The organism is Saccharothrix luteola (assembly GCF_020859565.1).
GTDB lineage: Bacteria > Actinomycetota > Actinomycetes > Mycobacteriales > Pseudonocardiaceae > Actinosynnema > Actinosynnema luteola.
The window spans coordinates 351,398-364,163 of the sequence record NZ_JAJHUO010000006.1 but is presented as its reverse complement, the minus strand read 5'-3'; the positions used below and the strand labels follow the sequence as shown (position 1 = coordinate 364,163).

General features: G+C 71.3%; 19 protein-coding genes. 11 read left to right on the top strand and 8 right to left on the bottom strand.

Going from position 1 to position 12,766, the window contains the following annotated elements:
- Both LNK82_RS11240 and LNK82_RS11235 read right to left on the bottom strand, forming a co-directional pair.
- Nucleotides 1-754: ester cyclase (locus LNK82_RS11240; protein WP_230566870.1), on the bottom strand; the 754-nt coding region annotated here is incomplete at its 3' end.
- Between the two features lie 19 nt (nucleotides 755-773).
- Complete coding sequence (locus tag LNK82_RS11235) at nucleotides 774-1,214, bottom strand: ester cyclase (protein WP_230566869.1); 441 nt, start codon at nucleotides 1,212-1,214, stop codon at nucleotides 774-776.
- A 150-nt stretch (nucleotides 1,215-1,364) separates the two neighbouring features.
- On the opposite strand from LNK82_RS11235, the gene era reads away from it, so the two are divergent.
- The 6 genes from era to LNK82_RS11205 all read left to right on the top strand — a co-directional run bounded on the left by era (nucleotide 1,365) and on the right by LNK82_RS11205 (nucleotide 4,835).
- The gene (gene era, locus LNK82_RS11230) at nucleotides 1,365-2,261 is read left to right on the top strand and encodes a GTPase Era (protein WP_230566868.1); all 897 of its coding nucleotides are present in this window, start codon (nucleotides 1,365-1,367) and stop codon (nucleotides 2,259-2,261) included.
- Between the two features lie 12 nt (nucleotides 2,262-2,273).
- Nucleotides 2,274-3,026 carry a DNA repair protein RecO gene (recO, locus tag LNK82_RS11225; RefSeq protein WP_230566867.1) on the top strand — a complete coding sequence of 251 codons (753 nt, stop codon included), beginning with the start codon at nucleotides 2,274-2,276 and terminating at the stop codon, nucleotides 3,024-3,026.
- Nucleotides 3,027-3,079: 53 nt separating this feature from the next.
- The gene (locus LNK82_RS11220) at nucleotides 3,080-3,898 is read left to right on the top strand and encodes an isoprenyl transferase (RefSeq protein WP_230566866.1); all 819 of its coding nucleotides are present in this window, start codon (nucleotides 3,080-3,082) and stop codon (nucleotides 3,896-3,898) included.
- On the top strand, nucleotides 3,899-4,327 hold the full coding sequence (locus LNK82_RS11215; RefSeq protein ID WP_230566865.1) for a YbjN domain-containing protein: 429 nt from the start codon (nucleotides 3,899-3,901) through the stop codon (nucleotides 4,325-4,327).
- Nucleotides 4,327-4,596 carry a hypothetical protein gene (locus LNK82_RS11210; RefSeq protein WP_230566864.1) on the top strand — a complete coding sequence of 90 codons (270 nt, stop codon included), beginning with the start codon at nucleotides 4,327-4,329 and terminating at the stop codon, nucleotides 4,594-4,596. Before LNK82_RS11215 ends, LNK82_RS11210 begins: the two co-directional genes overlap by 1 nt.
- Before the next feature lie 65 nt (nucleotides 4,597-4,661).
- Nucleotides 4,662-4,835, top strand: a complete 174-nt coding sequence (locus tag LNK82_RS11205; RefSeq protein WP_230566863.1) for a hypothetical protein — start codon at nucleotides 4,662-4,664, stop codon at nucleotides 4,833-4,835.
- A gap of 334 nt (nucleotides 4,836-5,169) precedes the next feature.
- Here LNK82_RS11205 and LNK82_RS11200 read toward each other — a convergent pair whose 3' ends face one another.
- Together LNK82_RS11200 and LNK82_RS11195 are read right to left on the bottom strand one after the other, a co-directional pair.
- Nucleotides 5,170-5,334, bottom strand: a complete 165-nt coding sequence (locus LNK82_RS11200; RefSeq protein ID WP_230566862.1) for a hypothetical protein — start codon at nucleotides 5,332-5,334, stop codon at nucleotides 5,170-5,172.
- Between the two features lie 199 nt (nucleotides 5,335-5,533).
- Nucleotides 5,534-6,196: a class I SAM-dependent methyltransferase gene (locus LNK82_RS11195; protein ID WP_230566861.1), complete on the bottom strand. Its 663-nt coding sequence runs from the start codon at nucleotides 6,194-6,196 to the stop codon at nucleotides 5,534-5,536.
- A 98-nt stretch (nucleotides 6,197-6,294) separates the two neighbouring features.
- On the opposite strand from LNK82_RS11195, the gene LNK82_RS11190 reads away from it, so the two are divergent.
- Both LNK82_RS11190 and LNK82_RS11185 read left to right on the top strand, forming a co-directional pair.
- Complete coding sequence (locus LNK82_RS11190) at nucleotides 6,295-7,305, top strand: permease (RefSeq protein WP_230566860.1); 1,011 nt, start codon at nucleotides 6,295-6,297, stop codon at nucleotides 7,303-7,305.
- Between the two features lie 28 nt (nucleotides 7,306-7,333).
- Nucleotides 7,334-8,068 carry a TIGR03943 family putative permease subunit gene (locus LNK82_RS11185; protein WP_230566859.1) on the top strand — a complete coding sequence of 245 codons (735 nt, stop codon included), beginning with the start codon at nucleotides 7,334-7,336 and terminating at the stop codon, nucleotides 8,066-8,068.
- A 1-nt stretch (nucleotide 8,069) separates the two neighbouring features.
- On the opposite strand, the gene LNK82_RS11180 is transcribed toward LNK82_RS11185, so the two are convergent.
- Genes LNK82_RS11180 through LNK82_RS11170 form a run of 3 tightly spaced genes read right to left on the bottom strand, consistent with a single transcriptional unit; the run spans nucleotide 8,070 to nucleotide 9,226 of the window.
- Nucleotides 8,070-8,513: a Fur family transcriptional regulator gene (locus LNK82_RS11180; RefSeq protein WP_230566858.1), complete on the bottom strand. Its 444-nt coding sequence runs from the start codon at nucleotides 8,511-8,513 to the stop codon at nucleotides 8,070-8,072.
- Nucleotides 8,510-8,914 (bottom strand): ArsR/SmtB family transcription factor, encoded by a 405-nt coding sequence (locus LNK82_RS11175; protein ID WP_372470458.1) that lies wholly within the window; start codon nucleotides 8,912-8,914, stop codon nucleotides 8,510-8,512. Before LNK82_RS11175 ends, LNK82_RS11180 begins: the two co-directional genes overlap by 4 nt.
- A 45-nt stretch (nucleotides 8,915-8,959) precedes the next feature.
- Nucleotides 8,960-9,226, bottom strand: a complete 267-nt coding sequence (locus LNK82_RS11170; protein WP_230566857.1) for a DUF6703 family protein — start codon at nucleotides 9,224-9,226, stop codon at nucleotides 8,960-8,962.
- Nucleotides 9,227-9,243: 17 nt separating this feature from the next.
- Here LNK82_RS11170 and LNK82_RS11165 point away from each other — a divergent pair, with 17 nt between their 5' ends.
- Nucleotides 9,244-9,624, top strand: coding sequence for an antibiotic biosynthesis monooxygenase family protein (locus tag LNK82_RS11165; RefSeq protein WP_230566856.1), 381 nt, complete (start codon nucleotides 9,244-9,246; stop codon nucleotides 9,622-9,624).
- Nucleotides 9,625-9,765: 141 nt separating this feature from the next.
- A complete protein-coding gene (locus LNK82_RS11160) occupies nucleotides 9,766-11,151 on the top strand; it encodes a glycine--tRNA ligase (protein ID WP_230566855.1) in 1,386 nt (461 codons plus the stop codon).
- A gap of 3 nt (nucleotides 11,152-11,154) precedes the next feature.
- Here the strand turns inward: LNK82_RS11160 and LNK82_RS11155 are convergent, their stop codons facing one another.
- Nucleotides 11,155-12,081, bottom strand: a complete 927-nt coding sequence (locus LNK82_RS11155) for an AraC family transcriptional regulator (RefSeq protein WP_230566854.1) — start codon at nucleotides 12,079-12,081, stop codon at nucleotides 11,155-11,157.
- Nucleotides 12,082-12,175: 94 nt separating this feature from the next.
- Between LNK82_RS11155 and LNK82_RS11150 the strand changes: the two genes are divergently transcribed.
- Nucleotides 12,176-12,595 carry an anthrone oxygenase family protein gene (locus LNK82_RS11150; RefSeq protein WP_230566853.1) on the top strand — a complete coding sequence of 140 codons (420 nt, stop codon included), beginning with the start codon at nucleotides 12,176-12,178 and terminating at the stop codon, nucleotides 12,593-12,595.
- Nucleotides 12,596-12,766 lie beyond the last annotated feature (171 nt).

Genomic DNA, 12,766 nt, shown 5'->3' with positions numbered 1-12,766 from the left:
CCCCCCCCCCCCCCCCGCCGCCGAGGTCCAGCTCGCCGGTGTTGGTGCCGCGGAACTCCAGCTCGCCGGCCACCGCGTCGTCGCCGACGATCCGGTTGGTCACGCGCAGCCGCATGTCCGGGAACGCGGTCAGCCAACCCCGGAGGTACGTGCGCGCCGTGTCCCGGTCGCGGATCGGCTCCGGCGCGGTGTCGTCGATCCACACGAAGTCGTCCGCCAGCGCGTCGACGAAGGCGTCGACGTCGCCCCGGTTGAACGCGTCGTTCTGCTGGTCGTCCAGGCGCATGAGCTCCGCCGCGGTCATGCCGGCCTCCTCGCGCGCGGGGCCGTCCGGGGCGGTGAGCTGGGTCATCAGACCCAGGGAGTCCGGGTGGGTGTGGAACTCCCTGATCTTGCCGTTCTCCGTCCGGATGAACACCGTCGCGCGGGTCGAGACCTTCTTGCCGGTCGCGGGGATGCGCTGGTCGCCGAAGTCCAGCGGGCCCCGGTTGGTGCCGGTGAACTCGACCTCCGAGGCGATCGAGTCGTCCCCGATGACGCGGTTGATCTCGCGCATGTGCATGTCCGGGAACGCGGTGAACCACGACTCCGCGTAGCGGCGCGCCTCCTCACGGCTGCGCATCGGCGCCGGTTGGGTGTCGTCCACCCACTCGAACTCGTCCGCGAACAGGCTGAGGAACGCATCCGGGTCGTGCCGGTCCCACGACGCGATGCCCGCGTCGTCCAGGCGTGCGAGCTCTTCCTTCGTCGTCATGTTCCCTCCTCTGCGACGGTCAGGCCGGTGCGGACGAACCCGCGAGGCCGAGCTGGCTCATCATGCTGAGGCTGTCGGAGTGGCTGTGGATCTCCCGGATCCTGCCGCCGCGGGCCTTCATGAAGACGTTCACGCCCGCGGTGATCCTGCGTCCGGTCGGCGCCAGCCGGGTCCCGCCCATCTCGAGCGGCCCGGTGTTGGTGCCCTTCAGCTCCAGCTCGACGGCCATGCCGTCGTCGCCGATCACCCGGTTCTTCTCCTGGACCCGCATGTCGGGGAACGCGGTGAACCACGACTCGGCGTACCGGCGTGCCGCGTCACGCGAGCGCAGTGGCTTCGGCTCCATGTCGTCGATCACCACGCAGTCCTCGGTCAGCAGGCTCGCGAAGCCGTCCGCGTCGTGCTGGTCCCAGGCTTTGACGCACGCTTCTTCCAGGCGTGCGAGGTCGTCCCTTGACATCTCAACCTCCTCGTCGAGGTGACGATTGCCCCATCAGGCTCTGCTCGTTAGCCCGTTCGTGCTAGTGCCGTAGGTCACATCTTTTCGGCCTGGGCGTGCGTACCGACCCACCCGCGCGGTGGATCCGGGGTGACCGGGGACAATGGGTGGATGGATGGCTACCGTTCCGGGTTCGCGTGCTTCGTCGGCCGCCCCAACGCAGGCAAGTCGACGTTGACCAACGCGCTGGTCGGGACCAAGGTCGCGATCACGTCGAGCAAACCGCAGACCACCCGGCACACCATCCGGGGCATCGTGCACCGCGAGGACGGCCAGCTGGTCCTCGTGGACACCCCCGGCCTGCACCGCCCGCGCACGCTCCTCGGCCAGCGCCTCAACGACCTGGTGCGGGAGACGTGGAGCGAGGTGGACGTGGTCGGGTTCTGCGTGCCCGCCGACCAGAAGGTCGGCCCCGGCGACAAGTTCATCGCCGCCGAGCTGGAGAAGATCGCCAAGCGCACGCCGGTCATCGGCATCGTCACCAAGACCGACCTGGTCGGCCAGCAGCAGGTGGCCGAGCAGCTGCTCGCGCTGCAGAAGGTGATGGACTTCGCCGACCTGATCCCCGTGTCCGCGGTGAACGGCTACCAGGTCGACGCCCTGGCCGACCTCGTGCTGGGCAAGCTCCCCGAGGGGCCGCCGCTGTACCCGGACGGCGAGCTGACCGACGAGCCGGAGCTGACCCTGGTCGCCGAGCTGATCCGGGAGGCCGCGCTGGAGGGCGTGCGGGACGAGCTGCCGCACTCGATCGCGGTGGTGGTCGAGGAGATGCTGCCCCGCGAGGGGCGCGACGACCTGGTGGACATCCACGCCAACGTGTTCGTGGAGCGGCCGAGCCAGAAGGCGATCATCCTGGGCCACCGGGGCGAGCGCCTCAAGCAGGTCGGCATCACGTCCCGCAGGCACATCGAGAAGCTGCTCGGCACCCGCGTGTACCTCGACCTGCACATCAAGATCGCCAAGGACTGGCAGCGCGACCCGAAGCAGCTGCGCAGACTGGGTTTCTAGGGACTGGCGAAGGTGGCGAACCTCTACCGCGACACCGGTGTGGTCCTGCGGGTGCAGAAGCTCGGCGAGGCCGACCGGATCATCACGCTGCTCACCCAGAGGCACGGCAAGCTGCGCGCCGTGGCCAAGGGCGTGCGCCGCACGTCGTCGCGGTTCGGGGCGCGGCTGGAGCCGTTCGGGCACGTCGACGTGCAGTTCTACCCGGGCCGGTCGCTGGACGTGATCACGCAGGTGGAGACGCTGGACGCGTTCGGCGTGGTGCTGGTGGACGACTACCAGCGCTACACGGCGGCGTGCGCGGTGCTGGAGACCGCCGACCGGCTCACGTCCGAGGAGGGCGAACCCGTCCTTCGGCTGTACCTGCTGGTCGCGGGCGCGTTGCGGGCGCTGGCGGCCAAGGAGCGGGACGCCTCGCTCATCCTCGACGCCTACCTGATGCGCGCGATGGCGTTCGCGGGCTGGGCCCCGGCGGTCGACGAGTGCGCCCGCTGCGCCGACCCCGGCCCGCACAAGGCGTTCAACGTGCACGCGGGCGGCATGGTGTGCCCGCGGTGCCGACCGCCGGGCAGCGCCACGCCGTCCACCGACACGTTGCGCCTGCTCGCGGCGCTGCTGCACGGCCGGTGGGACGAGGTGGACGGCATTCCCGCCGTCGCCCGCCGCGACGCGAGCGGCCTGGTCGCCGCGCACCTGCAGTGGCACCTGGAGCGGCAGTTGCGGTCGCTGCCGTTGGTCGAGAGAAAGGCGCAGCCGACCGACGGTTAGAGTCGCCTGCCGCATGAGGAACCCCTCCGCAGCACACCCCCGAGAGGACAGCCATGCTCCGCCGACGGCGGGTTGAGCGCGTCCAGCGCGTTCCCCGACCCCCGGAACCTCACCCCACCGGCGCCACGCCGCCGGTGCTGCCCGCCGACCTCGTGCCCAAGCACATCGCGATCGTGATGGACGGCAACGGCCGCTGGGCCAACCAGCGCGGCCTGTCCCGGATCGAGGGGCACAAGCGCGGCGAGGCCGTCGTGGTGGAGGCGGCCAAGGGCGCGATCGAGATGGGCGTGAAGTGGCTGTCGCTGTACGCGTTCTCCACCGAGAACTGGCGGCGGAGCCCGGAGGAGGTCCGCTTCCTCATGGGCTTCAGCCGTGACGTGATCCACCACCGCACCGACGAGCTGGACGAGCTGGGCGTGCGGGTGCGGTGGGCGGGCCGCCGGCCCAGGCTGTGGCGCAGCGTCATCAAGGAGCTCGAGGTCGCCGAGGAGCGCACGAAGGACAACGACGTGCTGAACCTGGCGATGTGCATCAACTACGGCGGGCGGGCCGAGGTCGGCGACGCGGCGCGGGAGATCGCCCGGCTGGCCGCGGCGGGCAGGATCAACCCGGAGAAGGTCGACGAGCGGACCCTCGCCAAGCACATGTACCAGCCGGACATGCCGGACGTGGACCTGTTCATCCGGCCGTCCGGCGAGCAGCGCACGTCGAACTTCCTGCTGTGGCAGTCGGCGTACGCGGAGCTGGTGTTCCAGGACATCCTGTGGCCGGACTTCGACCGGCTCGACCTGTGGCGCGCCTGCGAGGCGTACGCCATGCGCGACCGGCGCTTCGGCGGCGCCGTTGACAAGCCCGACGTGGAGGATTCTTAAGTGACCGACGAGGACGCGAAGGTGACCGCGGAGCTGCTCACCGCGGCCCGTGAGGCGTTGGAGATGTTCCACGAGGTGCACGTCGACGACGACGGCGCGCTGAGCTTCCAGCACGCGGAGGTGCCGTGCGCGGTGCAGGCGATGCGGTTGGCCGACGGCCTGACCGTGCTCAGCCTCACCTGCGTGGTGGCGTGGGACCTGCCGAACGACCCCAGCCTGGCCGTGTCCGCCGCGGAACGCGCCGGTCAGGGCCTGTTCGGCACGCTCGGCGTGGTGAACACCGAGCGGGGGATGGACGTGACGTTGCGCTACGCGTTCCCGGCCGAAGGGCTGAAGCCGGAGCCGTTGAGCACGCTGCTGATGCTGGTCGTGTCCACTGCCTCGCAGCTGCGCAACGAGCTGCTGGCCGGAACCGGGGACGGTGCCTGATGGCCGGGGTGATCGTGTACGAGCCCGACGACGACACGGACGTGGAGGGCCTGCCGTGGGCCATCACGTTCGAGGCGTCGGCGGGGGAGGAGTGGGCCTCGTTCGTGTGCGGGCCCTACGAGCGTGACGACGCCGTGCGGCTGGCCGAGGAAGTGCTGGCCGCGAGCCGCGGCGTGACCGCCGTGGTCGAGCCGCTGCTCCCGGTCACCGAGGCGGTGGACGTGCTGGCGACGATCGCCGAGCTGCGTGAGGAAGAGGACCTTGCGTAACGCTGCGTGATCGAACCGGTACGGTCGGCCCCGACCGGGCGTCGACCGGTACCGGGGGTGCAGTGGTGGGTTCGCGAACCGTCAAGGGTCTCGGGACCGTGGACGGCGTGCTGGTGGAGGTGGCCGCCACCGACGAGCCGTGGGACCTCGGGGTCGACGCCCTGGTCGTCTCCGTCGGCGGGAGCTTCGGCGAACTCGGCGCCGTGCCGGCGCAGCGGTTCCCTCTTTCGCGGAGATGATCGAAGGGCTCGACCTGTCCCGCATCCCGTCGTCACGACCGCGGGTGGTCGAGCCCGCGGACCTCGGGTCGGTCCGCTTCGTGGTGCCGGCCTCGCCGCACGGCGAGGCCGGCGAGGCCGGCGAGGACTCCGTCGCGGGCGCGACGGGTGTCGCGATCCCGCTGCTCGCCACCGGTGTCCTGGGGCTCGACCTGGAGGACGTGGCCGCGGTCGCCGTGCCGGCGGTGGTGCGGGCCCTGCGGTCACCGGCCCGGCGGGACCTGCGCCGGGTCGTGCTGTTCGCTCGTCGCGTGCACGTCGTGGAGGTGGTCGAGCGGCAGTGGTCCGCCGGCGATCACCCGGCAGGGTCCTCGGGGACCGTCGAGGTGTCCGACGAGTTGGCCGGTGGCGTGTCCAGCGACCTGGTCGACCCGTCGAAGCCGATCCCGCTGGAACGCGACCGGCTCGGCGTCGGCACGTACGTGTCGATGTTGGCGACGGTGATCGCCGAACGCGCCACCCCGACGCCGCTGTCGATCGGCGTGTTCGGCGACTGCCGCGCGACGGGCGGTCACCGATCGTCGGCGCGGTCACGGCCGACGAGGCGGCCAACTGGCTGCGCCTGCACGGGGGGCTCCAGGCGATCACCGACCTGGTCACGCTGCCGGACCTCACCGTGTTCCGCGAGTGGGTGCCGCACGTCCGGCGGTTCTCCTACTTCAACCGCTGACCGTTCCGGCATCGTTCTCGAGGACCTCGTAGCCGACGAAGGTGAACATGCGCGCGCCCGCGGCCGGCGGTCGCGGTTCGCCCTGGAAGCGGTGTGCGCCGACGCCGAAGCCCGCGTCGGGGTCGGACAGCCACCGGCGATCGAAGCCGCGTTGCTCGAACCACTCGCAGATCAGGGGCACGCGGTCCGGCGCGCCGCGGTGGCGGGTCCAGATGACGGTGCCACCCGTCCGGCACAGCTGGGCGCAGTGGTCGACGGTCCGCTCGATGTCCTCGTCGGTGATGTTGCCGAACACGCCGCAGACCAGCACGAGGTCCGCCGGCGCGAGGTCGCGGTAGTGGTCGGTGAGCGAGGCGTCGGCCGTCAGCACCTCCACCCCGGTCAGGCCGGTCGCCCGCGCCGTCGCCTCGGCGATCGCCGCGTTGCGCGGGTCCAGCTCGACCAGGCGCGCGCGGACGTCGTGCCGCCGGGGGTGGTCGGCGAGCACTTCCAGCAGGTCGCGACCCTGGCCGGCGCACAGGCTGACCACGCGCAGCGGTCCGGGCGGGCTGTCGTCCAGCGCGGCCCTGACCTGCGCTTGGACGGCGAGCAGCCGCCGTGCGAGCGCGGAGTCCGGACGGTCGTAGTCGGCGTGCCACCCGTGCCAGTCCACGACCCGAACCTACCGCCCGTGACGCCCCCGCGGCCGTCGGCTGAAGACCCGACGTAGGTCGGTGAGCCGCGGGCCGTGGTTCTGGCATCATCTCGAAAGTGACAATCACTGGCGAGATCCGGGGCGCGGGGCCGCGCCGTCCGCCGCCGCGCTGGAAGATCACTTCGCTGGAAGTGCTCTGCGTGCTGCTCGTGGCGGCGCTGCTGTTGCAGGACTGGCTGGTCGGCGTGCTCGACGTGCCGGTGTTGCGCACGGCGTCGACGGTGTTCGTCGCGGTGTGCGTGCAGGCGCTGCCGTTCCTGGTCCTCGGCGTGCTGATCAGCGGCGCGATCGCGGCGTTCATCCCGGCCACCGTGCTGCGCCGGGCGTTGCCGAGGAGAACCGCGCTGGCCGTGCCCGTCGCCGGTGTCGCCGGGGTGGCCCTGCCCGGCTGCGAGTGCGCGGCCGTGCCCGTCTCCCGCCGCCTGATGCAGCAGGGCGTGGCGCCGGCCGTGGCGCTGACGTTCCTGCTCGCGGCGCCCGCCGTGAACCCGATCGTGCTCGTGTCCACGGCCGTGGCGTTCCCCAACGCGCCGATGATGGTGCCCGCGCGGTTCGTCGGCGCGCTGCTCACCGCCGTGGTCATGGGCTGGCTGTGGACCCGGTTCGGCAAGGCCGAGTGGATCGCCGAACGGGCGTTGCGCCGCCTGCCCGACCACGACGGCTCGTCGCGCTGGCTGGTGTTCGCCGAGACCGCGCGGCACGACCTGGTCGACGCGGGCGGGTTCCTGGTGCTCGGCGGCGTGTTCGCGGCGGCGTTCAACGTCCTCGTGCCGCAGGCCTGGCTGGAGACGCTGGGCGGTCAGATCGTGCTGGCCGTCGTGGTGCTGTCGCTGCTGGCCGTGGTGCTGGCGCTGTGCAGCGAGGCGGACGCGTTCGTCGCGGCCTCGATGTCGGCGCTGCCGCTGCTGCCCCGGCTGGTGTTCCTGGTCGTCGGCCCGGCGGTCGACGTCAAGCTCATCGCGCTGCAGGCGGGCGCGTTCGGCAAGTCCTTCGCGGCGCGCTTCGCACCCGCTACGTTCGTGGTGGCGATCGCGTCGGCCCTGGCGGCGGGAGCGGTGTTCCTGTGAGGCTCGAACCCGTGAGGCGTGGATACCGATGAGGCGTGAGACGCAGAACATCCTGCTGGTCCTGCTCGGCGGCGCGCTGCTGAAGCTCGCGCTGACCGGCACGTACCTGCGGTACGTCAAGGAGTCGTTGCAGCCGTGGCTGGTCGTGACCGGCGGCGTCATGGTGGTGCTGGCCCTGGTGTCGATCGCCCGTGACATCCGCGCCGGCCAGTCCTCGGCCGGTCAGGCGCAGCCCAGCGGGGTCGAGCACGCCGGGCACGAGCACGGCTCCTCGCGGAGCCCGTGGATGCTGCTGCTGCCGGTGCTCGCGGTGTTCCTGATCAGCCCGCCGGCGCTGGGCGCGGACACGGTCAACCGGTCCGACCGCAACGCCGCCCAGGAGGCCAAGGCGTCGAGCGGGTTCGCGCCGCTGCCGTCCGACGAGGTCGTCCCGCTCACCATCGGCGAGTTCGTCACCCGCACCGCGTGGGACGACTCCGGCTCGCTGGACAACCGCACGGTCAAGCTCACCGGGTTCGTGGTGCGCAAGGACGCCGACGTGTTCATCGCCCGGCTGACGATCTCGTGCTGCGCCGCGGACGCCTCGCCGGTCAAGGCGAAGATGGTGGGTCAGGACTTCGCCGCGCTGCCGACCGACCAGTGGGTCGAGGCCACCGGCCGGGTGGTGCCCGGCTCGGCGACCAAGGAGAGCGCGTTCGTGCCCACGTTCACGGTGTCGCAGGTCGTGCCGATCACCGCGCCCGAGGACACCTACGAGGGCTGAGCTACGAGGACTGGGCGTCGGGTCGGCCGCCATCGCAGCAGTCGCGGCACGTGCCGAAGATCTCCACGGTGTGGCTGACCTCGACGAACCCGTTCTCCGCCGCGATCCGGTCGGCCCACTTCTCCACCGCCGGGCCCTCGACCTCCACCGTGCGACCGCAACCGCGGCACACCAGGTGGTGATGGTGGTGCTGGGAGCAGCGGCGGTAGATCGCCTCACCGGAGTCGGTCCGCAGCACGTCGACCTCGCCGGCGTCGGCCAGGGACTGCAACGTGCGGTAGACCGTGGTCAGGCCGATGCCCTCGCCGCGCTTGCGCAGCTCCTCGTGCAGCTCCTGGGCCGAGCGGAACTCGCCCAGCGAGTCGAGCAGCTTGGACACGGCCGTGCGCTGCTTGGTCGAGCGCAGCCCGGGCACCGCGGTGGTCGGGCGCTCGCTAGTCGTCACATCTCCTCCGTCCGGGGGGTCCGGTCGGTCTGGTTGATACCACGCGGCGGCCCCTCGTCCACATGGGTCACCGCATCTACCACGATGTGCGCGAGGTGCTCGTCGACGAGCCGGTAGACGACCTCGCGGCCGTGCCGCTCGCCGTGCACCACGCCCGCCGCCTTGAGCACCCGCAGGTGCTGGCTGATCAGCGGCTGGGCCACGCCCAGCGCCTCGACCAACTCGTGCACGCACCGGTCCGCCTCGCGCAGTTGCAGCACGATCGCGATCCGCACCGGCGCGGCGAGCGCCCGCAGCAGCTCGCCGGCCGCGGACAGGGTCCGGGTCGGCTGCCGCGGCGCCGGTGGTGGCACCCGGCGTTCCGGGGAGTGCACGTGTTCGCCCCGCACTCCTGCCGTCACGGCGCCTCCCACGTGGTATGGATTTTCACCACCGATACTACGGCGCTAGAGCACGGACACCGTGATGAGCACCAGCACGGCGAGAACGAGCAGTCTCAACACGCGCGCGCTCGGGGTGAGCAGGGGCCACGTGGTGGCGAGCAGCGCCGCCACACCGAGCGCCAGCAGGCCCAGCAGCAGCGCGCCCACCGTCCCCTGCAGCCACACGCCCGCCACGAACAGCGCCAAGACCAGCAGGAACGCCGCCGGCGCGGGCACCCGCGAGAGCGGTCCGGCACCGGGGATCAGGGTCCGCTTCGAGTCACCAGCCACCGTGGCATCCTTGCACCGTGCTGCTCGTGTGCCGCTTCACCGTGGCGGAAACCGGGGTCGAGGCGTTCACCGGGCGCGTCGACCGGGCGTTGGCCCTGCTCACCGCCCAGCCCGGCTGCCGACGCGCCCAGCTGTCGCGGTCGACGGACGAGGCCGACCGCTTCGTGCTGACGGTCGAGTTCGACTCCGTGGTGGCCTACCGGCGTGCGCTGTCGCCGTTCGAGGTGCGTGAGCACGTCATCCCCCTGCTGTCGGAGGCGAACGCCGACGAACCGGCCGCCTACGAACCGCTGCTGGTGGCCGCCGACGGCGCGGTCCGCCGCGAGGTGAGCCTGCTGGCGCGCGACGCCGGCACCGTCCGCCTCGGCGAAGCCGCAGGTCCGACGACTCCGCGCTGAGCGGCCGGTCCCGCGCCGGGACGCCGTCGTCACCGGAACGCGCGCACGGGTGTGGCCCGGTCGCCCGAGGGCTACCCGACGGCAAGGACTACCCTGGCAAGCCCGTTTCCGTCCCTTTCTGCATCTCCCGATGGAGTGTCCGTGGCAGCCGATCGCATCGAGACCGTCGTCAGCCTGTGCAAGCGTCGCGGGTTCGTCTACCCGTGTGGCGAGATCTACGGCGGCACCAGGTCGGCCTGGGACTACGGTCCGCTCGGCGTCGAGCTGAAGGACAACATCAAGCGCCAGTGGTGGAACTTCATGGTGCGCGGACGCGAGGACGTGGTCGGCCTCGACTCGTCGGTGATCCTGCCGCGCGAGGTGTGGGCGGCGTCCGGTCACGTCGAGGCGTTCGTCGACCCGCTGATCGAGTGCAACTCGTGCCACAAGCGGTTCCGGCAGGACACGCTGGTCGAGGAGTACGCCGAGCGCACCGGCAAGCAGGTCGCGGAGGGCGACGTCTCCGACGTGCCGTGCCCGAACTGCGGCACCCGCGGCCAGTACACCGAGCCGAAGATGTTCAACGGCCTGCTCAAGACCCACCTCGGCCCGGTCGAGACCGAGGAGGGCCTGCACTACCTGCGCCCGGAGACCGCCCAGGGCATCTTCACGAACTTCCTGAACGTGCAGACCACGTCGCGCCGCAAGCCGCCGTTCGGCATCGGCCAGATCGGCAAGAGCTTCCGCAACGAGATCACGCCGGGCAACTTCATCTTCCGCACGCGCGAGTTCGAGCAGATGGAGATGGAGTTCTTCGTCGAGCCGGGCACGGACGAGGAATGGCACCAGTACTGGATCGACGAGCGCACGCGTTGGTACAACGAGCTGGGCATCTCCAAGGAGAACCTGCGGCACTACGAGCACCCCAAGGAAAAGCTCTCGCACTACTCGAAGCGCACCGTCGACATCGAGTACCGGTTCCAGTTCGGCGGGCAGGAGTGGGGTGAGCTGGAAGGCATCGCCAACCGCACCGACTTCGACCTGACCACGCACTCGGAGCACTCGGGCGTCGACCTGTCGTACTTCGACCAGGCCACCAACTCGCGCTACCGGCCGTACGTGATCGAGCCCGCCGCGGGCGTCGGCCGGCCGATGATGGCGTTCCTGCTGGAGGCCTACACCGAGGACGAGGCGCCGAACGCCAAGGGCGGCGTGGACAAGCGGGTCGTGCTGCGCCTGGACCGCAGGCTGGCGCCGGTGAAGGCGGCCGTGCTGCCGCTGTCGCGCAACGCCGACCTGTCGCCGAAGGCCAAGGACCTGGCCAACGCCCTGCGCAAGCACTGGAACATCGAGTTCGACGACGCGGGCGCCATCGGCCGCCGCTACCGCAGGCAGGACGAGATCGGCACGCCGTTCTGCGTCACGGTCGACTTCGACACCCTCACCGACCACGCCGTGACGGTGCGGGAACGCGACACCATGTCGCAGGAGCGCGTGTCGATGGACCAGCTGGAGGGCTACCTCGCCGCTCGCCTGATCGGCGCCTGACCCTCACGCGCCCGCGCGGTGCTCGGACGGGCTCACGCCGCGTTCCCGCTTGAACGCCGTGCTGAGCGCGAACGCGGTGCTGTAGCCGACCTGGCGGGCGACCGCGGCGAGCGTGGCGGACGGTTCGCGCAGCAGGTCCGCGGCCAGGGTGAGGCGCCAGTCCGTCAGGTAGGCCATCGGCGGTTCGCCGACCAGTTCGGTGAACCGCCTGGCCAGCGCCGCCCGGGACACGCCGACGGCCTCGGCCAGCGCGCCCACCGTCCACGGCCGCGCCGGGTCGCCGTGCAGCAGGCGCAGCGCCCGCCCCACCACGGGGTCGGCGTGCGCCGAGTACCAGGTCGGCGTCTCCGCCTCCGGACGGCAGAACCACGACCGCAGCACGGAGATCAGCAGCAGGTCGAGCAGGCGGTCCAGCACCGCCTCCTGGCCCGGCTCGTCACGGGTGATCTCGTCGGCCAGCAGCGGCACGAGCGGCAGTTCCGCGCGAGGCACCACCAGGAACGGCGGCAGCACCGACAGCAGCCGTCGGCTCACCTCGCCGTCCACCTGGTACGTGCCGCTGAGCATCACCACCGACCCGTCGGGGTCCGCGCCCCACGTGCGCACGCCCAAGCCCCACTGCTCGCACAGCGCGGCGCCGTCCGGCGTGGTGGTGATCTCGCCGGGGTGGACCACCGCCTGCACGGGCGTGCCCGGGTCGTCGGCCAACGCGTACGGGTCGGGCCCGCGCAGCACCGCCACGTCACCGGCGCCCAGCCGCACGGGATCGCCGTCGTGCGGCAGCAACCACCCGTCGCCGCGCACCATCGCCACCACGGTCAGCGGCGCGCGGTCCTCGATGCGCAGCGACCACGGCGGGTCCAGGACGGTGCGCATGAGGAACGCGCCACGGGCGCGCGGCCCGTCCAGCAGCCCGGCGAGAACGTCCACGGCCGCCAGCCTAAGACGCTCGCGTATGCGATCGAGGCGTCGAGCCATGGAAAGTCCAGGGCCCGTCGACTTGACTGGGGCCATGTTCCCCACGGTGACGATCATCGCGGCCCTCGGCTGCGGGATGATGGCTGGAGTCTTCTTCGCGTTCTCCGCGATGGTCATGCCCGGTCTGCGGCGGGCCGAGCCGGCGGTCGGCGTCGCCGCCATGCGGGCGATCAACCTCGCCGTGGTGAACCCGGCGTTCATCGGCGTCTTCCTCGGCACGGCGGTCGTCGGCGTGGTCGCGGCGTTCGAGGGCGACCCGTGGGCGTGGGCGGGCGCGGCGCTCTACGTCCTCGGCGGGATCGTGCTCACGGGCGCCTTCCACATCCCGCGCAACAACCGGCTCGAACAGCTCGGCACGACCGAGTACTGGGCCCGCTACCTCCGCGAGTGGGTGCCCATGAACCACCTCCGGGCGCTGCTCTCGGTCGCCGCCGCCGCGTCGTTCACCCTCGCCGCGCTCGACTAGCACCCTCAGCACTTCTTCCACGCTGGTCACTTAGAGTGATCTTTGGTCCCGATGAATGATCTGAGTCACAAACCATCGAGTGAATATCGGGCGGAGTAGGCGTACTCGGTTCCCGGATTAACCCTCACGTCACCCGGTTTTGTGACACTTGATCACAGGCGCGGCTCATCG